The 18,381-nt window shown below is 69.0% G+C and carries 20 protein-coding genes and 2 tRNA genes; 21 read left to right on the top strand and 1 reads right to left on the bottom strand.

Going from position 1 to position 18,381, the window contains the following annotated elements:
• The first annotated feature begins 179 nt into the window (after positions 1-179).
• The 19 genes from E6A21_RS07355 to E6A21_RS07445 all read left to right on the top strand — a co-directional run bounded on the left by E6A21_RS07355 (position 180) and on the right by E6A21_RS07445 (position 16,961).
• On the top strand, positions 180-3,563 hold the full coding sequence (locus tag E6A21_RS07355; protein ID WP_138443491.1) for an Rne/Rng family ribonuclease: 3,384 nt from the start codon (positions 180-182) through the stop codon (positions 3,561-3,563).
• Positions 3,564-3,569: 6 nt separating this feature from the next.
• Positions 3,570-5,075, top strand: a complete 1,506-nt coding sequence (locus E6A21_RS07360; RefSeq protein WP_138443492.1) for a bifunctional hydroxymethylpyrimidine kinase/phosphomethylpyrimidine kinase — start codon at positions 3,570-3,572, stop codon at positions 5,073-5,075.
• A 287-nt stretch (positions 5,076-5,362) separates the two neighbouring features.
• Positions 5,363-5,674, top strand: a complete 312-nt coding sequence (rplU, locus tag E6A21_RS07365; RefSeq protein ID WP_138443493.1) for a 50S ribosomal protein L21 — start codon at positions 5,363-5,365, stop codon at positions 5,672-5,674.
• Between the two features lie 52 nt (positions 5,675-5,726).
• Positions 5,727-5,981 (top strand): 50S ribosomal protein L27, encoded by a 255-nt coding sequence (rpmA, locus tag E6A21_RS07370; protein WP_138413372.1) that lies wholly within the window; start codon positions 5,727-5,729, stop codon positions 5,979-5,981.
• A gap of 175 nt (positions 5,982-6,156) precedes the next feature.
• Complete coding sequence (obgE, locus tag E6A21_RS07375; protein WP_138443494.1) at positions 6,157-7,743, top strand: GTPase ObgE; 1,587 nt, start codon at positions 6,157-6,159, stop codon at positions 7,741-7,743.
• Positions 7,724-8,863 carry a glutamate 5-kinase gene (gene proB / locus E6A21_RS07380; protein WP_138443495.1) on the top strand — a complete coding sequence of 380 codons (1,140 nt, stop codon included), beginning with the start codon at positions 7,724-7,726 and terminating at the stop codon, positions 8,861-8,863. The genes obgE and proB overlap by 20 nt, the downstream gene beginning before the upstream one ends.
• Positions 8,864-8,881: 18 nt before the next feature.
• Positions 8,882-10,219 (top strand): glutamate-5-semialdehyde dehydrogenase, encoded by a 1,338-nt coding sequence (locus E6A21_RS07385; protein WP_138443496.1) that lies wholly within the window; start codon positions 8,882-8,884, stop codon positions 10,217-10,219.
• Between the two features lie 121 nt (positions 10,220-10,340).
• Positions 10,341-10,589 carry a hypothetical protein gene (locus E6A21_RS07390; protein WP_171041308.1) on the top strand — a complete coding sequence of 83 codons (249 nt, stop codon included), beginning with the start codon at positions 10,341-10,343 and terminating at the stop codon, positions 10,587-10,589.
• Between the two features lie 56 nt (positions 10,590-10,645).
• Positions 10,646-11,308, top strand: a complete 663-nt coding sequence (gene nadD / locus E6A21_RS07395) for a nicotinate-nucleotide adenylyltransferase (protein WP_246036252.1) — start codon at positions 10,646-10,648, stop codon at positions 11,306-11,308.
• Positions 11,309-11,316: 8 nt separating this feature from the next.
• Entirely contained in the window at positions 11,317-12,651 is a 1,335-nt protein-coding gene (locus E6A21_RS07400) for a hypothetical protein (protein WP_138443498.1), read from the top strand.
• Positions 12,652-12,687: 36 nt separating this feature from the next.
• The gene (gene rsfS, locus E6A21_RS07405) at positions 12,688-13,080 is read left to right on the top strand and encodes a ribosome silencing factor (protein WP_138443499.1); all 393 of its coding nucleotides are present in this window, start codon (positions 12,688-12,690) and stop codon (positions 13,078-13,080) included.
• A gap of 8 nt (positions 13,081-13,088) precedes the next feature.
• Positions 13,089-13,748: a histidine phosphatase family protein gene (locus E6A21_RS07410; protein ID WP_138443500.1), complete on the top strand. Its 660-nt coding sequence runs from the start codon at positions 13,089-13,091 to the stop codon at positions 13,746-13,748.
• Between the two features lie 117 nt (positions 13,749-13,865).
• Positions 13,866-13,938 (top strand) — tRNA-Ala (locus E6A21_RS07415).
• Between the two features lies 1 nt (position 13,939).
• A tRNA-Ala gene (locus tag E6A21_RS07420) sits at positions 13,940-14,012 on the top strand.
• A 98-nt stretch (positions 14,013-14,110) separates the two neighbouring features.
• The gene (locus E6A21_RS07425; RefSeq protein WP_138443501.1) at positions 14,111-14,374 is read left to right on the top strand and encodes a hypothetical protein; all 264 of its coding nucleotides are present in this window, start codon (positions 14,111-14,113) and stop codon (positions 14,372-14,374) included.
• A gap of 76 nt (positions 14,375-14,450) precedes the next feature.
• Positions 14,451-14,645: a hypothetical protein gene (locus E6A21_RS07430; protein WP_138443502.1), complete on the top strand. Its 195-nt coding sequence runs from the start codon at positions 14,451-14,453 to the stop codon at positions 14,643-14,645.
• Complete coding sequence (locus E6A21_RS07435; RefSeq protein ID WP_138443503.1) at positions 14,638-15,843, top strand: tyrosine-type recombinase/integrase; 1,206 nt, start codon at positions 14,638-14,640, stop codon at positions 15,841-15,843. Before E6A21_RS07430 ends, E6A21_RS07435 begins: the two co-directional genes overlap by 8 nt.
• A 77-nt stretch (positions 15,844-15,920) precedes the next feature.
• Positions 15,921-16,487 (top strand): putative periplasmic lipoprotein, encoded by a 567-nt coding sequence (locus E6A21_RS07440; protein ID WP_138443504.1) that lies wholly within the window; start codon positions 15,921-15,923, stop codon positions 16,485-16,487.
• Positions 16,488-16,577: 90 nt separating this feature from the next.
• On the top strand, positions 16,578-16,961 hold the full coding sequence (locus E6A21_RS07445) for a hypothetical protein (protein WP_138443505.1): 384 nt from the start codon (positions 16,578-16,580) through the stop codon (positions 16,959-16,961).
• 101 nt (positions 16,962-17,062) lie between these two features.
• Here E6A21_RS07445 and E6A21_RS07450 read toward each other — a convergent pair whose 3' ends face one another.
• A complete protein-coding gene (locus E6A21_RS07450) occupies positions 17,063-17,299 on the bottom strand; it encodes a hypothetical protein (protein ID WP_138443506.1) in 237 nt (78 codons plus the stop codon).
• A 93-nt stretch (positions 17,300-17,392) separates the two neighbouring features.
• Here E6A21_RS07450 and E6A21_RS17795 point away from each other — a divergent pair, with 93 nt between their 5' ends.
• Together E6A21_RS17795 and E6A21_RS07455 are read left to right on the top strand one after the other, a co-directional pair.
• On the top strand, positions 17,393-17,536 hold the full coding sequence (locus E6A21_RS17795) for a hypothetical protein (RefSeq protein WP_171041309.1): 144 nt from the start codon (positions 17,393-17,395) through the stop codon (positions 17,534-17,536).
• A gap of 57 nt (positions 17,537-17,593) precedes the next feature.
• Positions 17,594-18,370 carry an SGNH/GDSL hydrolase family protein gene (locus tag E6A21_RS07455; RefSeq protein ID WP_138443507.1) on the top strand — a complete coding sequence of 259 codons (777 nt, stop codon included), beginning with the start codon at positions 17,594-17,596 and terminating at the stop codon, positions 18,368-18,370.
• Positions 18,371-18,381: the final 11 nt, after the last annotated feature.

The raw sequence follows: 18,381 nt of genomic DNA on the forward strand, positions 1-18,381 counted from the left end.
GCGGCACCTTGTCGGCCTGACAGGCCGCGGGTCCCAGGGCAGCATCGGCTCGAGAGGTCGGCGACGCCGCAGCCGCTCGGGTACCAGAGACGACTTCGTCGGCGCCTGCGGGTGCCGGCACGTGGTGCCGTTCGGGCGCCGAATGTGGCGGCGTTGCGGGCGGCTTGTGGAGTACACAAATGGACATCGAACAGCAGGCCGCCGAGGGATCCGAACGTCCCAACGAAGAGGCTGCCCCCGCCGCCAGGACGCGTCGGGCGCCGCGCAGGGCGAAGGCACCCGCGGGCAGCCCGAGCGGGTCGCCCGAGCAGCCCGCCGAGGAAGCTCAGGGCGCCCAGGAAGCTCAGCCCGTCCAGGAAGCTCAGCCCGCCCAGGAACCCCAGGCCGGGCAGGCCGGGCAGGAGGCTCAGAACGACGCCGCCGGGCCGGACCGAGCGGTCGAGACCGCCGAGGCAGAGGCCCCCCAGAAGCCCAAGCGGGCTCCCCGCAGCCGCAAGAAGGCCGCACCGGCCGAGCTGCCGTCGGCCGAGGCGCCCTCCGAAGCCGGAGAAGCAGTAGCCCCGTCCGCCGCAGAATCGGCGATAGAGCAAGAGCAAGAGGACGTTCCGGCGGAGGCCCCCGCCGCACCGAAGTCACGCTCGCGCCGGGTCTCAGCCCGGGCGGCGGCAGCCCAAGCAGACTCGAAGTCGGCAGCGGCGACGCCCACGCTCCCGCTCCCGGACGACGGCGATCAGGGCGAAGAGCCGGGCAGCGGCTCGGGTTCGCGGGCGAAGAGCTCGGTGCGCGCGCGCCGTCGTGCTGTTGCTGCCGCCCAGGCGGGCCAGGTTGCAGTGGAGGAGTCGGAGACTCCGGACGGCGGCCCCGCGGCGGAGGCCGAGGCGGCAGCGTCAGAGCAGCCCGCGAGCGAAACCAGGCGCCCCTCCCGTCGCCGCGCCAGAGGGGCCGCCGCCGCGGCCCCGGCGGAGCCGACGGAGCCCGCGGGCGAAGAGCAGGCCGACTCGACTGAGACCCCAGGGGAATCAGCGGACCAGCCCGAACGCGAGCCTGAGGAGAGCGCCGTGGGTGCGCTTGCCGCGCTGTTCAGCGAGCCGCTCTCGCCGACGTCGATGATCTTCCAGGCCCCGGATCTCAGCATCGTCACGACGCGAGCGTCTGCGCCGTCCGTCCCGATCGACGACGACACCGAGGAAGACGAGGACGACGATTCGGCGGGCTCGCGTCGGCGTCGGCGCAACCGCGGCCGTCGCGGTCGCGGCCGCCTCGACGAGGGCTCGGAGGATACCGCCGAGGCCCCCGAGGAGTCAGACGACGAGCAGGAAGAGGTCATGTCCCGCCGCCGTCGCCGCCGCCGCCGCGGTGAGGCCGACCTCGAGCTTGAGGGCGGCTACGACGACGACCCGCCCAACACGGTCACCCGCGTCCGGGCGCCCCGGAGCCGGGCGGAGGTCACGAGCAACCGCGTCCAGAGCGTCAAGGGTTCAACCCGCCTCGAGGCGAAGAAGCAGCGCCGCCGGGAGTCCCGCGAGTCGGGCCGGCGCCGCCATGTCATCACGGAGGCCGAGTTCCTCGCCCGGCGCGAGTCGGTGGACCGCCAGATGGTTGTGCGGCAGAAGGAAGACCGCATCCAGATCGCGGTCCTCGAGGACGGCGTCCTTGCCGAGCACTTCGTGTCCAAGACGCAGCAGGATTCGCTCATCGGCAACGTGTACCTGGGCAAGGTGCAGAACGTCCTGCCGTCGATGGAGGCGGCGTTCGTCGACATCGGGCGCGGCCGGAACGCGGTGCTCTACGCGGGCGAGGTCAACTGGGACGCGGCGGGCCTCGAGGGCGCGCCGCGGCGAATCGAGAACGCGCTCAAGTCGGGCGATTCGGTGCTCGTCCAGGTCACGAAGGACCCGGTTGGGCACAAGGGCGCCCGCCTCACGAGCCAGATCTCGCTTCCCGGCCGGTACCTGGTCTACGTTCCCGGCGGCTCGATGACCGGCATCTCGCGCAAGCTGCCCGACGTCGAGCGCAACCGGCTCAAGCGGATCCTCAAGGACCGCCTCCCCGCCGACGCGGGCGTGATCGTGCGCACCGCCGCCGAGGGCGCGAGCGAGGAAGAGCTGACCCACGACATCAACCGGCTGCGCGCCCAGTGGGAGGCGATCCAGGGCCAGGCGACGTCGACCAAGGTCCTCGCACCCGAGCTCCTGTACGCGGAGCCGGACCTGACGATCAAGGTCGTGCGCGACGTCTTCAACGAGGACTTCTCGAAGCTCATCGTGAGCGGCGAGGAGGCGTGGGACACGATCGAGGCGTACGTCACCTACGTCGCGCCGGACCTCCTGGGCAGGCTCGAGAGGTACCAGGGCGAGGCCGACGTCTTCGCGGAGTGGCGCATCGACGAGCAGATCCACAAGGCGCTTGACCGGAAGGTCTTCCTGCCGTCGGGCGGTTCCCTCGTGATCGACCGCACCGAGGCGATGACCGTCATCGACGTCAACACCGGCAAGTTCACGGGCTCCGGGGGAAACCTCGAGGAGACCGTGACCAAGAACAACCTCGAGGCGGCGGAGGAGATCGTCCGGCAGCTGCGACTGCGGGACATCGGCGGGATCATCGTGATCGACTTCATCGACATGGTGCTCGAGTCGAACCGGGACCTCGTCCTGCGGCGCCTTGTCGAGTGCCTGGGCCGCGACCGTACGAAGCACCAGGTCGCCGAGGTGACGTCGCTGGGGCTCGTGCAGATGACCCGCAAGCGTATGGGCACAGGCCTGCTCGAGGTCTTCAGCGAGACGTGCGAGGTGTGCGGCGGGCGCGGGATCATCACGCATGAGGAGCCCGTCGAACGGGGTCGCACCCAGGGTTCGACGTCGGAGCACCAGCCGCTGCGCGGCGACGGCCAGCAGCCCGCTGCCCGGCCCGAGCGCCGCCGCCGGCGCGGCCGCGGCCCGCAGGACCAGCCGGAGACGGCACCGGCACCGGCGCATCAGCACCCGGTCGCCGAGGTCGACGACGCCGAGCGGCAGGCCAGGGCACAGGCGACGAGGGCGGCGCTCGCTGCGGTCGCTGCCGCGGCCCACGCCGCCCACGTGCAGGACGCCCCCCACGAGCAGGACAACGTGGAGAAGGCGCACCCCGAGGCCCACGAAGAGGCCCCGAAGCCTGCCGCGAAGCCGGATCTGCACCACGAGCCCACGCCGGAACCTCTGGCCGCCGCCGGCGGAGTCGTCCCGGTACTCACGATCGGCGGCGAGCGCATCGAGCTACCCGTCGGCGAGTCCGTTCCGGTCGCACCCCGGCCCGAGCCGACCCTCAGCCTCGACGCACTGAGCCACGCGTTCGACGAACTGACCGGCGAGCGGCACTCGGGTGAGGAACGCCATGGGCGCAAGCGCCGCAGTCGGGCTGCACAGAGCGGCCAGGGGTCGGCGGAGGTGACCCGCGTGGACGAGTCTGCGGGCGCCGTCGGCGGTCGCACGCGCACGTCGGCCGGACAGCCCGCGCCCGCCCCGGAGAAGCCCGAAGGCGACGGGCCCCTGATCCTTGGGGTCGGTGTACCCGCCTCGGAGCTCTGAGCCGCTGTGCGGCGCATACCCCGTGTCCTGAGCATCGCCGGCTCCGATCCCTCGGGCGGAGCCGGCATCCAGGCCGATCTGAAGAGCATCGCGGCGATGGGCGGCTACGGGATGGCGGCCATCACCGCGCTCACGGCCCAGAACACGCGCGGCGTCACCGGCGTCCACACGCCGCCGCCGGAGTTCCTGAGGGCGCAGCTTGACGCGGTGTCGTCGGACATCGCCGTCGACGCCGTCAAGATCGGCATGCTCTCGGACGCCGGGGTGATCCGCACGGTCGGCGAGTGGCTGGACGAGGTGCGGCCCGCCGTCGTCGTCCTCGACCCGGTGATGGTCGCGACGAGCGGGGACCGGCTCCTCGCGGACGACGCCGCGACCGCCCTGCGGGGGCTCCTCGCCAAGGCGGACCTCGTCACTCCGAACCTTCCCGAGCTCGGAGTGCTCCTCGACGAGCCGACGGCGGAGACCTGGCCGGCCGCGCTCGAGCAGGGGGAGCGGCTCTCGGAGCGCATCGGCGCCGTCGTCCTCGTGAAGGGCGGGCATCTCGGCGGCCCGGGCTGCCCGGATGCCCTGGTCGACGCGAGCGCGCCGGCAGGGCAGCGGGTCGTCGAAGTTGCGGGAACCAGGGTCGATACGCGAAATACCCATGGAACCGGCTGCTCGCTCTCTTCCGCCCTTGCGACCATGCAGGCGAGAACGGGGGACTGGGCCGCATCCCTTCGGGTGGTCAAGGAATGGCTGCTCGGCGCGCTTGCGGCCTCGGACGAGCTGGAGGTCGGCGGCGGCCACGGGCCAGTCCACCACTTCCACCACGCTGAGGGGACCGTGCCGCTCGCGGACGGCGAGTTCGCTGCACGGATGTGGGACGCGACGGCCAAGGTGCGGGCTGAGATCGACGCGCTGCCCTTCGTGGCGCAGCTCGATGCCGGTTCGCTCCCCGAAGCCCAGTTCGCGTACTACCTCGCCCAGGACGCGCAGTACCTCAACGGCTTCTCGAGGGCTCTCGCCCGCGCGAGCGCCCTCGCGCCGACCGAGGAGGAGCAGACCTTCTGGGCGAACTCCGCCCGGGTCTGCCTCGAGGTCGAGGCGGAGCTGCATCGTTCGTGGCTGTCCCATCATCCGCTTCCGTCCGGCGAGACGTCGGTCCGGGGCCCGGTGACGAAGGCGTACCTCGACCACCTCATCGCCGCCTCCGCGGTGGGGAGCTATGCCGTGCTCGCTGCGGCGGTGCTCCCGTGCTACTGGATCTACGCAGTGGTCGGCGAGGACCTCCACCGGCGGCATCTCCAGCGGACCCAAGCCGGAACGGCGTCGGGCGAGCACCCGTACGGGGCTTGGATCGAGACGTACGCCGACGAGGGGTTCGCCGAGGCGACGCGGCTCGCGATCAGCTTCGCCGACCGGGCCGGCCGAGCCGCTTCGGCGGGGGAGCGCGAGGCCATGATGGAGGCATTCGGGCAGTCGGTCGTGTATGAGCGGGACTTCTTCGACGCGCCGTCGAAGTTCGCGTGAGCCCGGCACCCCTCGCGGTGGGCTAAACTTGTACAGCGTGCTTCCGGCACGGGCTCCTCGGCAGGGCGATTCGGCTTGCTGAGGGCGCTCATTTGCGGCCGGGCGGAGGACTGGCGTAGTCTAGATCCTCGGTGCTGACGCCTACACTTGGGTTCTATTCCCAGGGAATCCCCTCGCGGGCTCACGGCAAGAAGCACAGTCGAGCGCTTCCAGGCCGCTGCAGGCAGCAGTGTGGGGCGCCGCGCGCAAGAGCTTTCAGTAATAACGTCGAGAGAAGTGAGTTCCCAGTGGTGTACGCGATTGTCCGCGCCGGCGGCCGCCAGGAGAAGGTTTCCGTCGGAGACTTCGTGACCCTCAACCGCGTGGCCGGCGGTGCCGGCAGCACCATCGAGCTGCCTGCCCTCCTGCTGGTCGACGGCGAGAAGGTCACGTCCGATTCCGCCGAGCTGGCCAAGGTCAAGGTCACGGCTGAGGTCCTCGAGGACCTCCGTGGCCCGAAGATCATCATCCAGAAGTACAAGAACAAGACGGGCTACAAGAAGCGCCAGGGCCACCGTCAGGACCTGACCAAGGTCAAGATCACCGGCATCACCGCCTGATCACGGTCCCCGCACTCCAGTAACCCAACCGACTCCAAGGTAGGCACAGCTCATGGCACACAAGAAGGGCGCAAGCTCCACCCGCAACGGCCGCGACTCGAACGCGCAGCGCCTCGGCGTCAAGCGCTTCGGCGGCCAGACCGTCAACGCCGGCGAGATCCTCGTGCGCCAGCGTGGCACGCACTTCCACCCGGGCAACGGCGTCGGCCGTGGCAAGGACGACACCCTCTTCGCCCTCGAGGCGGGCGCTGTGCAGTTCGGCACGCGTCGCGGCCGTCGGGTCGTGGACATCGTCGCCGCCCAGTAGTCTGGGGTGGCCCGGCTGAAGCCGGGACCGCAGTTTTATCACGGTGGAGCGGGCCAGTGGCCCGCTCCACCTGTTTTTTTGCTCATGCACCGCCCGGGAGGGCGGTCGCGGGACGCCGGGACCGGTGTGCCCCGCGAACTAGAATCGGGGGAGACCCCGGCGTAAGGAGAATGGCGTGGCGAGCTTCGTCGACCGCGTGGTGCTGCACGTCTCGGGTGGCCATGGGGGACATGGCTGCGTTTCCGTCAAGCGCGAGAAATTCAAGCCGCTCGGCGGTCCGGACGGCGGGAACGGCGGCAACGGCGGCGACGTCGTCCTGCGGGTCTCGTCCCAGACGACGACGCTGCTCGAGTACCACCATTCGCCGCACCGCCACGCCGAGAACGGCGGCCCGGGCATGGGCGACTGGCGCGCCGGCCACCGGGGCGAGACGCTCGTGCTGCCCGTTCCGGACGGCACCGTCGTCAAGTCGCGCGACGGCGCCGTCCTCGCCGACCTCGTGGGGGAGGGCGCGGAGTTCGTCGCTGCAGCGGGAGGCCAGGGCGGCCTCGGCAACGCGGCGCTCGCGACGTCGAAGCGGAAGGCTCCCGGCTTCGCTCTCCTCGGCATCGAGGGCGAGGAGCGGGACATCGTCCTCGAGCTCAAGTCCATCGCCGACGTCGCGCTCGTGGGCTTCCCCTCGGCCGGCAAGTCGAGCCTCATCGCGGCGATGTCCGCGGCACGGCCGAAGATCGCCGACTACCCGTTCACGACGCTCGTCCCCAACCTGGGCGTCGTCCAGGCCGGCGACGTCCGCTTCACCATCGCCGACGTTCCGGGCCTCATCGAGGGGGCGAGCGAGGGCCGCGGCCTCGGCCACGACTTCCTGCGGCACGTCGAGCGGTGCGCTGCCATCGTGCACGTCCTGGACTGCGGGACGCTCGAGCCCGACCGCAATCCGATCGACGACCTCGACGTCATCGAGGGCGAGCTCGCGAAGTACGACGTCGACATGAGCTTCGCGGGGCCCACCGGCGAGGTCGTCCCGCTCAACGAGCGGCCGCGGCTGGTGGCCCTCAACAAGGTGGACCTACCCGACGGGAAGGCCATGGCGGAGATCGTTCGGGCTGAGCTCGAGGGACGCGGCTACCGCGTCTTCGAGGTGTCCGCGACGAGCCACGAGGGCCTGCGCGCCCTCGGCTTCGCGATGGCCGAGATCGTCCAGCGGGCTCGCCAAGAGGTTGAGACCGCCCCTCCGAAGGTCACGCCCGCCGTCCTGCGCCCCCGCGCGGTCAACGAGAAGTCGTTCACGATCCGCAAGGAGGAGCGCAACCTCGAGCCGCTGTTCCGGATCCTCGGCGAGAAGCCGGAGCGCTGGGTCAAGCAGACCGACTTCACGAACGACGAGGCCGTCGGCTACCTGAGCGACCGGCTGAATCGGCTCGGTGTCGAGGACGAGCTCTTCAAGGCCGGCGCGCACGCCGGGGACACGGTCGTCGTCGGCGAGGACGATGCTGTGGTCTTCGACTGGGAGCCGACCATGTCGGCCGGCGCGGAGCTCCTTACCGGACCCCGCGGAACCGACCTGCGGCTCAGCGACTGGTCGCGCCCCACGCGCGCCCAGAAGCGCGACGAGTTCGAGGACCGCAAGTCCGCCAAGGCCGCGGCGCGCGAGGAACTCGAGGCCGAACGCCGCGCCGGGATCTGGACCGAGTCGAGCCGCCGTAGGGAGTGGGCGCCCGATCTGAATTCCGAGGAGAGCGATGACGACGGCGAGCTCTGACCTCGGCGTCCGCGGGCGGGAGTGGCTGCCCGAGGCGCGGCGGATCGTCGTCAAGGTCGGTTCGTCGTCGCTCACCACGGTCCGCGGCGGGATCTCCGAGCAGTCGCTCGCGGCGCTCGTCGACACGCTGGCGGAGAGGGCCAACGCCGGGACGGAGATCGTCCTTGTCTCGTCCGGCGCGATCGCGGCGGGCCTCGCACCCCTCGGACTCGGCAAGCGCCCGCGGGACCTGGCGACCCAGCAGGCCGCCGCAAGCGTAGGCCAGGGGCTGCTCATGGCCCGCTACACGCACGCTTTCGGCGCCCACGGCGTGACCGTGAGCCAGGTCCTGCTCACCGCGGACGACCTCGTGCGGCGCACCCAGTACAAGAACGCCCACCGGGCGCTCGAGAAGCTCCTGCACCTCGGCGTCGTGCCCGTCGTCAACGAGAACGACACCGTGGCGACCCACGAGATCCGCTTCGGCGACAACGACCGACTGGCGGCTCTCGTTGCCCACCTCGTCCACGCTGACGCGCTCGTGCTCCTCTCCGACGTCGACTCGGTCTACACGGGGCCCCCCGCCGAAGGCGGCGTGCGGATCCCGCACGTGCGTGGAGCGGAGGACCTCGACGGCGTGCGCATCGGGAGCACTGGCGCCGCGGGCGTCGGTACCGGCGGAATGGCCACGAAGGTCGAGGCCGCGAGCATCGCGGCAAGTTCCGGCATTCCCGCGCTGGTGACATCGACGGCGGCTGCGGCCCGTGCGCTGGCCGGCGAGGATGTCGGGACGTGGTTCAGCGTGAGCGGCCGGCGGAAGCCGGTGCGCCTCCTCTGGCTCGCCCACCTCGCCGCGACGAGGGGAACCCTGACGCTCGACGACGGCGCCGTCCGCGCCGTCGTGCAGCGGCACCGGTCGCTCCTGCCGGCAGGCATCACGGCCGTGGCAGGAGACTTCGAGGCAGGCGACCCGATCGAGATCGCCGACACCGCGGGGAACGTGGTGGCCCGTGGGCTCGTGAACTTCTCGGCCGACGAGCTGCCGGACATGCTCGGGCGCTCGACAAAGGAGCTGGGCCGCGCTCTCGGACCGGAGTACGAGCGCGTCGTCGTCCACACGGATGACCTCGTGATCGTCTAGCTCGTTAGACTTGAAGGCATGACTGACACCGTCGCCCATCACGAGACTGCCCCCGTCGCCGCGCAGGAAGCGGCCGCGCCGGCCGCGGGCCAGCCGGTCGACGTCGAGGCTGCGGTCCTCGCCGTCGGCGACCGGGCCCGCGTAGCGTCGCGCGCCGTCGGCCGTGCCAACCGCGCCCTGAAGGACGGCGCGCTCCACGCCATCGGGAGCGCGCTCAAGGACAATGAGTCGCGCATCCTCGCGGCGAACGAGAAGGACCTCGAGGCCGGCCGCGGGAACGGGACCTCGAAGGCGCTCCTCGACCGTCTCGCGCTCACGCCCGCCCGCATCGATGGGCTCGTCGCTGCGCTCGAGAACCTCGCAGGCCTGCCCGACCCGGTCGGCAACGTCGTCCGCGGTCAGACGCTCCCCAACGGGCTCCGGATGCGCCAGGTCAACGTCCCCATGGGCGTGGTGGCGGCGATCTACGAGGCGCGTCCGAACGTCACGGTGGACATCGCAGGTCTCGCCCTCAAGAGCGGAAACGCCGTCATCCTTCGCGGTGGAAGCGCCGCGGCGCACACCAACCGCGAGCTCGTGGACATCCTCCGGGACACCCTCGTCGAAGTCGGGCTCCCTGCTGACGCTGTCCAGACCGTCGACGAGTACGGCCGCGCCGGCGCGGACGTGCTCATGAGGGCGCGCGGGCGGGTCGACGTGCTCATCCCTCGCGGCGGGCGGGACCTGATCCAGAACGTCGTCCTCAATTCCACGGTCCCCGTGATCGAGACCGGCGAAGGCAATGTGCACATCTTCGTCGACGAGTCCGCCGACGAGGCGATGGCCGTTGATATCCTGCTCAACGCAAAGACCCAGCGCCCGAGCGTGTGCAATACGGTGGAGACGCTCCTCGTGCATTCGAAGAGCACTGTCCTCCCTGCGCTGGCCCGCGCCCTCGCCGAACGAGGGGTGCGCCTGCACGTGGACGGACGGTCGATGGATGCGCTGCCCGCCGGGGTCGAGGCCGTCGCGGCGACCGATGCGGACTGGGCTGCCGAGTACATGGACCTCGATCTCGCCGTCGCTACCGTGGACTCGATCGACGAGGCTCTCGAGCACATCCGCCGTTGGAGCACGGGTCACACCGAGGCGATCATCACGAACGACCTCCGCAACGCGGAGCGCTTCATCGCGGAGATCGACTCGGCCGCCGTCATCGTGAACGCCTCGACGCGCTTCACCGACGGCGGGGAGCTGGGGCTCGGTGCCGAAGTCGGCATCTCGACCCAGAAGCTGCACGCGCGGGGGCCGATGGGCCTCACCGAGCTCACGACCACGAAGTGGATCGTCCAGGGCGAGGGACAGATTCGGGCGTGAGCCGTTCCCGGCAGTCGCCGGGGTAGGATGATCGGAAGACTGATCGCTGTGACCAGGGGACTTCACAGACCACAGGACTTCATGGGATCACAAGGACTTCGCAAGGCTTGGAGGGGTAAAGATGCTGGCAACGCTCATGACCACCGCACTCACCGTGGGTGCAGAGGCCGCGGCGGATGAGAAGGCGCCGACCATCGCGCCGCCGTTCGTCATCGGCGTCACGCTCTTCGCCTTCTTCGTCGTCCTGCTCTTCGTGACCCTTTCGTATACCAACCTGGGCCGTCGGCATGAGCCCGAGGACGAGCACGCCGATCCTCACCGCCAGCACCCGAACAAGCACGACCGCCATCAGGGCGCCGCGAGCCACTGACCCCTTTGACGGAGCCAGCACAGGTGCCGGGAGGGCGGCGCATTCGCCTTGGAGTGATGGGTGGGACCTTCGACCCCATCCACCATGGGCACCTCGTCGCGGCGAGCGAGGTGGCGTCGAAGTTCGGCCTCGATGAGGTCGTCTTCGTGCCGACGGGCGAGCCGTGGCAGAAGTCGAGCCGCAGGGTAAGCCTCGCCGAGCACCGGTACCTCATGACAGTGATCGCCACCGCCTCGAACCCGCAGTTCACTGTGAGCCGCGTCGACATCGAGCGCCCCGGACCGACATACACCATCGACACGTTGCGGGACCTCAGGGCCGAGCGCCCCGAAGCGGACCTCTACTTCATCACGGGTGCGGACGCGATGGCGCAGATCGTGGGCTGGAAGGATGTTGACGAGCTCTGGACCCTCGCCCATTTCGTCGGCGTCACCCGTCCTGGGCACGAGCTTCCGGACCTCGGCCGGGCAGAGGTGAGCCTGCTCGAGGTGCCGGCCATGGCTATCTCCTCGACTGACTGCCGGGCACGGGTCGCGTCCCACGAGCCGGTCTGGTACCTCGTTCCGGACGGCGTCGTCCAGTACATCGCGAAGTACGGCCTCTACGTGGACGACTCGAATGCGAAGGCGACGCGGAATGACGGTGTGATCCACCTTGCTCCCGCCGAGACTCCTCTCCGCCGCGCAGGCGCCCCGGGAAGCGCGTCAGCGGCCTGGTGAATGAATCTATGAACAACGACGAGAAGCCCATCACGAGCCGACGCGAGCGACGGCTGGCCCAGGCGGCGCGAGGTGACCAGCCCCCCGCCCAGCTGACGCCTGCCCAAGCACGCGCCGAGGCCGAGGCGCGCGCGGAGGCCGAGGCCCGCGCAGCTGCGGAAGCCCGGGCCCGCGAGGCCCGCGCTGCTGCTGAAGCCCAGGCCCGCGAGGTTCGGGACCGCGAGGTTCGGGCCCGCGAGGTCCGGGATCGGGGAGCTCGAGGCGGGCAGGATGCCGCGAGCAGCGCTGATGCCGTCCGTTCGCGGCGCGCCCTCGACGCACCGCTCGATGCAGTCCGCAGCGAACGAAGCTCACAGGCCCGAGCACGGGATCGCGAGGCCCACCGGGTCATGCGCGAACTAGCCGAGAAGGAGCAGGCCGCGCGGTTCCCGAGCCGTCGGGAGATTCGGGAGCAGGGCCAGGACACTCCGCCGGTTCCCCGGGAGCGTCCGCAGACTGCCCAAAGGCCTGCGACGCCCCCACGGCCCTCGGCCGCACCACAGACACCTGCGTCCCCGCAGCCCCCGGTTTCTCCTCAGGGTCCGGTTTCTCCTCAGAGTCCGGCGTCGGCGGGGCCGGACTTTCCCGCCGGAAGTCTTCCCGTGGTGCCGCCCCAGGGCGGCGGGCAGCAGCGATCGGGTGGGGCGCCGTCGTCGTCCGTGCCCTTCCGCGAGCCCGCTCCGACCGCGCCGTTCAAGATCCCCCAGAACCCTGCAGGGGAGCCGGTGCTCGGGCCGGAGACCGGATCCTTCCGGCGGCTGAGCCACGAGCAGATCGCGGCGGCCCGCGATCTTCTCCGCGCCCAGGCCAAGACTGAAGCCGACGCGCGGTCCGGTCCTCGGGGGAGTGCCCCCGTGGATCCGGAGACCAGGAAGCAGCAGGTTGCCCAGGCCGAGCGCGAAGCGGTCCTGAGCCGACGCGCGCAAGCGCGGCAGCGCCTCGCGGAGGAGACCCGCCGGGAGACGGAGCCAACCCGCAGGACGGCGCCGACGTCGGCCAACAACCTCGCGATGGTGACGCCGCTCGAGTACGTCAAGGTTCCCGGGGTCCCTCACCCTGTCATGAAGCCGCCGTCGACACATCACGTGCCGGTGGTGACCGATCGGACTCCCCGTCAACGCGGAGCAGCCGGTACAGCTCCCCAGGAGGCGGCGCCGATCGCGGCGCAGTCCGCTCACGGGCTCGATCCCCTCGAGCCTCAGAAATCACGCGTCGATCGGGAGCGCATCCTGCTCCTCGGGATCGGCGCCATTGGCATCGTGGCCCTCATCGCGGCCGTTTTGATTGTGCTGCTCGGCAAGTAGCCGAGGGCATCAGGTACTTCACGACAAGGAGCTTCATTGAGCGCAGCCGAAACGGTTGTCGAGTCCGCAAAGGTGGCAGCGAAGGCCGCCGCGGACAAGCTGGCCGAGAACATCGTAGCCGTGGACGTGAGCGAACGCCTCGCCATCACCGACCTCTTCATCATCGCGTCCGCCTCGACCGAGCGTCAGGTCAATTCGATCGTGGACAACATCGAGGACGAGCTCATCAAGCTTGATCGCCGCCCGGTGCGGCGCGAGGGGCGCACCGAGGGGCGGTGGGTGCTTCTCGACTACGGTGACATGGTCATCCACGTGATGCACGACGAGGATCGTGCATTTTACGCCCTTGAGCGCCTGTGGAAGGACTGCCCGTCCGTGGACCTCGGGCTTCAGGAGCCGGGCGACGCCGCCGCCTCGGCAGCCGGCTGAGCCCGGCTGTGGGGGATCGGCGGCGGATCGTCTTCTGGCGGCACGGGCGCACCGACTGGAATGCGGCGGGACGCTTCCAGGGGCAGACTGACATCCCGCTCAACGACGACGGCGTGCGCCAGGCGACGCACGCCGCCCGGGTGCTTGCGGCCATGGGGCCGAGCGCGATCGTGAGCTCGGACCTCCAGCGGACACGGACGACGGCGGAGGCCCTCGCCATCGAGACGGGCCTGCCCGTCACGGTCGATCCCGGCCTGCGGGAGACGAATGCCGGCCGGTGGCAGGGGAAGACCTTCGCGGAGATCCGGCTTGACGACGCCAAGCAGCTCGAGCGCTGGGAGGACGGGGACGTGACCGTCGCGGCCGGCGGGGCTGAGACACGCCTCGACGTTGCGGCTCGCGCCCGCTCCGCGGTGGAGCGCGCCATCGGCGCCTTGGGGGAGTCCGGCACTCTGGTGGTGGTGAGCCACGGCGGCGCGATCCGCGTGGCACTTGCCGAACTCATGGGCCTTCCGCACGGGCTGTGGGGGGTTCTCTCGGGTCTCTCGAACTGCAATTGGTCGGTGCTTGAGGAGCGTTCGCCGGCGGCCGACGGCTCCCCGCGGTGGCGCCTCGGCGAGCACAATGCAGGCAGTCTCCTGGTGCCGGTCCCCATCGTCGAGGGCTGACGACGGCGGCCCACCGGATTTGTGCGGCGGTGGCCCCACAGCTAAGATGGACGAGTTGCTCCGGACGGGATGAGGGGATTCTTGGGTCCTCCGAAAGGTCCTGTCTGGTGCGAGTTCGGGGCTGTGGCGCAGCTGGTAGCGCACCTGCATGGCATGCAGGGGGTCAGGGGTTCGAATCCCCTCAGCTCCACGGGGGTATGGCGCAGTTGGTAGCGCGTCTGCATGGCATGCAGAAGGTCAGGGGTTCGAATCCCCTTACCTCCACTCTGAGAGGCCCGGAAACAAGCCAAAGTTTCCGGGGATGTTGAAAGGGCCGCGATTCCTGTTGAAAGGATCGCGGCCCTATCCGTTAAACTCGGCGCATGAACGCACGCATCGGGGGCTCTGCGGAAGACCCCAAGAGGTCCAAAGAACACCACTCGCCAGCCGAGACAGTCCAGGCGATCGCCAAAGTTGACCGCGGTGACCTCGTCAGGCACGTAGGCTTCACCGGACGGGCGACCGGAGTGACCGGGACCGTCTCGCGATTCACCGGCTCCGGGGTCTGGGTGACCCTCAAGGATGGTCGGCGCGAGTGCTGGCACCCGACCGACGTCCGCCGAGTGCGGAAGGCGGGGGCGAAATGAGGGGCATCTTGGGTGACATCGTCGACGGCATACGAGCCGTCTTCGAAGACATCATCGACGGAATCGGGATGCTCTAATGGCCGAGATTGAGAATCGGGCGCAGCCAGAGCCGGCCTGCCTCGAGCAGATACGGGAAGCCAACCGCGAGATCCTCCAGATCGGGCAGCGCTTCGATGCGGTCTACGGGCCATGGGTGCGCGAGACTAACGCAGAGCTACAGAACGGCATCCGGAACCTCTCGGCATGGTTGGAAGCAGTGAAGCGTGGCTAGCATCCGCGAGCACACCAAGGCGAACGGCGAGACGTCCTTCTACATCCTGTGGCGCGACTCGGACACTGGCAAGCAGTCGTCCATGAAGCGCTCGGTCAGGTCCGAGGCGGAAGAGCTCGTGCGCGTCATCGAGGCGAACGGGAACAGCCTCAACGCCGTCGAGCGCTTCTATGAGAAGACCATGGCCGATGGGCCCACCGTCGCCGCCCTCATAGACAAGCACATCCGCACCGTGACCGGTGCCGGCCCCTACATGGTGAAGCGCTACGGCGACTACCTGCGGCTGCACATCAAGACGCACGAGCTCGGCGGGTTCAAAGCCAAGGCTGTCACCCGCGATGACATGCGAGCATGGGTGAAGTGGATGGAAGGCCGCGGCAAGGCGCCGAAGACGATCTCGAACGTGTTCGGGCTGATCTCGTCCGCGTTCATCAACGCCGCGCATGACGGCGTCGTGGACCGCAACCCGTGCGCCGGGGTGAAGCTGCCCAAGGTCGTCAAGGGCGGCGCCGAGGACGAGGGTGAGATGACCCGCGAGGACTTCGACGCGATCCGTGCCGAGATCCACACGCACTTCCGGCCATTCCTGGACTTCCTGCTCGGCGCCGGCACGAGGTTCTCCGAGGCCACGGCGCTCACCGCGGCCGACTTCAAGCTCGACGCCACGACGCCCACCGTGCGGATCACCAAGGCTTGGAAGGAGAGCGACGACGGCTCGTGGTACATCGGACCGCCGAAGACCGAGAAGGGCTACCGGACGATCAGCCTAGCCCCGTCCACTGTGGCGTCGATCCGCCCACTGGTCGAAGCCGCGGGCAAGGGGCGTGTATTCCGCATGAAGCGCGGCGGTGTCATGACCCCCCAGGCGTTCTACAACCGGGCATGGTCCCTGCCGCGGAAGGCGGCCGGGCTCGAGAACAAGGTGACCGTCCACTCGATCCGCCACCTACACGCAGCGCTAATGCTCAGCGGCGGCATGGACATGTACGAACTCTCGCGCCGCATGGGCCACGAGGATATTCAGATCACCGTCAACCGTTACAGCCACCTGCTGCCCGACGCACACTTCCGGACAGCGCAGGCCGCGCAGCGGGCGCTCGAAGGCGACCCTCTGGCTGCCGAGGCGCGCACGCTCGAACCGACCGCCATCGAGGAAGCCGAGATCATCGACGACGGAGACGACGGCGAAGCGGCTTAGCGGCCTGTTTTAATCCGGCAACACCACTGCTACGCTGCTCCCCTACCACACATGCCTTGTGAATCTCTGGGGGAACCATGAAAGCTCTATCAATCCTTGCCGCCGCTGCTGTGCTCCTGACTGGCTGCGCAGCCCAGACCGCTGCCCCGGCCAATGACAGCCCAGTCGGCAGCCAGGAACCGACGATCGCCGTAAGCGAACCGTCCGGGCCGGGAACGTACGCGGTCCAGCTTGACGGCGCGGAGGTGTCTCTCGAGATCCCCGCGCAGGCAGATCCCGAGTCGGTTGCCGTGCTCAAGTTGCTGGGGGTGTCGGCTGGTTCGTGGGTGAAGGCGACGGTCGACAACCGCCAGGGGGAGCAGGGCGGCGGCGTCTCGGTGGTCGGCCTGTCCACCGCCGAGGGGAAGCGGGTCGAGTACGTGAGCCCCGACAGCCTCATTGATGGGATGGAAACGTCGAAGCTGTCCACCGAGGACTACAACCGAGTCATTCACTGGCAGAACGCGCAGAACGATGCCGGGTATGTCGAGGCGGGGGAGAAGGCCGTCGTGTACCTCGCGGCTCCTGAGGCTCTGCCCGAGTTCGTCCGCGTCGATGCAGCGAAGGGAACTGGGACGCAGGCTGTGAAGGCCACCAAACAGTAGTGCAGATCTAACTAGGGGGACCAGGCTATGGATTCAATGGATGGCGGGACTTGGCTTGATCGGGTGCGGAACAGGCTCGGGGTGGCTGGCATGACGGCGATCATCCTCGCTCTGGGGATCATCGCTTTCGGATTCATCCTCAGCGGCGGGGGCAAGACCCAGATCGAGCGGGCGGTTGCCGACTGCAACCTCACTACGCGGCAGGCTGGGGCATTGACCACTGGTGACTATGCCATGGTCAAGGACGGCGGCAAGACCCTCATCGTCCGCGTGAAAGACGGCTACGGTGATGTCACCTCGGATGCGATGGCCTGCACGATTAAGCGTCTCGAGATGAAGGCCAGCACGGTACAGCGCATTGGCGATACCCGCGCCATCGACGGTACGCAGAGCGACGAGTGGGGCCACTACAGGGCCATATGGAGCTACCACCCGGTCAATGGGATGACACTCATTGTTGAAGAGAAGGGGTAGGGGCAAAAAAGAGCCGCCCCGGTGGGGGACCGGGGCGGCTAGGGGGATCATTCATTGGGGGACGAATGACGTGTGAAATCGTACCAGACGGAACAGTCTGTCTACTGGTGGTCGGTCCAGTTCGTGAGCCTGTCCCAATCCGAGAGGATCTTGCCGACCGCCTTGGGGTCGTAGATGACGGCATGGATCGGCATAGGATCCGTTTCGTCGATCTTTCGTGATGCGATCTCCTTCGCATCCTCTAGTGTCTCCGCCTCGATTGGCTGGGTGTGTTCTAGCCTGTGCTGTTCGGACTGTGCCCCATTGCGGAAGGTCATTGTCCACGGGAACTTCGACATGAGCAGACTCTAGGATGAGGGCTGGCTAATGGGCTAGACATGGGTGCTGCTCTTCGGCGCCGAGGCGGACGCTGTTTGACGCGAAGACCCTCAGTGGAGCCCGAAGGCTTGGTTCGGGTCGGCGCGCCCCTCGGCGGCCATCCAGAGCTCATCGGCCCGGACGGGGTGCACCCGAACGTCGCGGGCCAGAAAGCGCTCGCTGACGTGACCGACAGGCTCCTGCCGAGCCTGTCCTGAAAAACGAAAAGAGCGCCCCCACCCGGTGAAGGGTGGGGGCACTCAGCTAGGATTCGATTGCGCGCCGAGGGTCTGGCGCCATTGATTAGGGGGGACATAATGCGCCCGAAGCGCATCACTTTGATTTGGCTTGCCGCGCTCGCCGTCGTCACGCTCGCGCTCGTCGCTATGGCGCTCGTCAAGCCTTCGCTTGATGCCGTTGGGGCGAACACAGCCTCAGTGGCGCGGCAGATGCCGACGGCTACTCCGACGCCGAAGCAGCTCAAGGTCGCATTCATCGGCGATTCGTACACGGCCGGGGCGGGTGTGCTGCCCCAGGATGCATGGCCGTCGGTCCTCGCTGGCTCCCGTGGCTGGACGATCGTAAACCTTGCCCGGGGTGGGACAGGCTACGTGGCGGCTTGGGCCTCAGGTGGGCAGAAGGCTTGCGGTCAAGACGTGTGCCCGAACTACGTAGGCATGGTCCCGGCGGCCGTCGCCGCGGCGCCCGACGTCGTCATTGTCGCGGGCGGCCGGAACGACGGACAGAAGATGTCCTCGGAGTTGCAGCAGAACGTCTTGGCGACCTTCTCGGCGCTGCGCAAGGGGCTGCCGAATGCGAAGATCATTGCCCTCTCGCCGATCCTCGCAGCCGACGACAGCGCCTCGAGCTTCCCGGACTTGAAGCCTGTTGTCTCGGCGGCTGTGCAGGCCGTGGGCGGGACATACGTCGATCTCGGGGCTCCGCTCGGCGGACATCCGGAGCTCATCGGCCCTGATGGGGTGCACCCGAACACGGCCGGACAGAAAGCGCTGGCCGACGCCACCGATAAGCTCCTACCCAAACTCCCCTGACACGCGAAAAG

The sequence above is a fragment of the Sinomonas susongensis genome (assembly GCF_005877005.1).
GTDB lineage: Bacteria > Actinomycetota > Actinomycetes > Actinomycetales > Micrococcaceae > Sinomonas > Sinomonas susongensis.

Excerpts from the sequence above, each read along its gene's own strand:
- rpmA (WP_138413372.1), top strand. The coding sequence starts at position 5,727 with ATGGCACACAAGAAGGGCGCAAGCTCCACCCGCAACGGCCGCGACTCG.
- nadD (WP_246036252.1), top strand. The coding sequence starts at position 10,646 with ATGGGTGGGACCTTCGACCCCATCCACCATGGGCACCTCGTCGCGGCG.
- E6A21_RS07390 (WP_171041308.1), top strand. The coding sequence starts at position 10,341 with ATGCTGGCAACGCTCATGACCACCGCACTCACCGTGGGTGCAGAGGCC.
- E6A21_RS07440 (WP_138443504.1), top strand. The coding sequence starts at position 15,921 with ATGAAAGCTCTATCAATCCTTGCCGCCGCTGCTGTGCTCCTGACTGGC.
- E6A21_RS07355 (WP_138443491.1), top strand. The coding sequence starts at position 180 with ATGGACATCGAACAGCAGGCCGCCGAGGGATCCGAACGTCCCAACGAA.
- E6A21_RS07445 (WP_138443505.1), top strand. The coding sequence starts at position 16,578 with ATGACGGCGATCATCCTCGCTCTGGGGATCATCGCTTTCGGATTCATC.
- E6A21_RS07425 (WP_138443501.1), top strand. The coding sequence starts at position 14,111 with ATGAACGCACGCATCGGGGGCTCTGCGGAAGACCCCAAGAGGTCCAAA.
- E6A21_RS07450 (WP_138443506.1), bottom strand. The coding sequence starts at position 17,299 with ATGTCGAAGTTCCCGTGGACAATGACCTTCCGCAATGGGGCACAGTCC.
- E6A21_RS07400 (WP_138443498.1), top strand. The coding sequence starts at position 11,317 with ATGAACAACGACGAGAAGCCCATCACGAGCCGACGCGAGCGACGGCTG.
- proB (WP_138443495.1), top strand. The coding sequence starts at position 7,724 with ATGACGACGGCGAGCTCTGACCTCGGCGTCCGCGGGCGGGAGTGGCTG.
- E6A21_RS07430 (WP_138443502.1), top strand. The coding sequence starts at position 14,451 with ATGGCCGAGATTGAGAATCGGGCGCAGCCAGAGCCGGCCTGCCTCGAG.
- E6A21_RS07385 (WP_138443496.1), top strand. The coding sequence starts at position 8,882 with ATGACTGACACCGTCGCCCATCACGAGACTGCCCCCGTCGCCGCGCAG.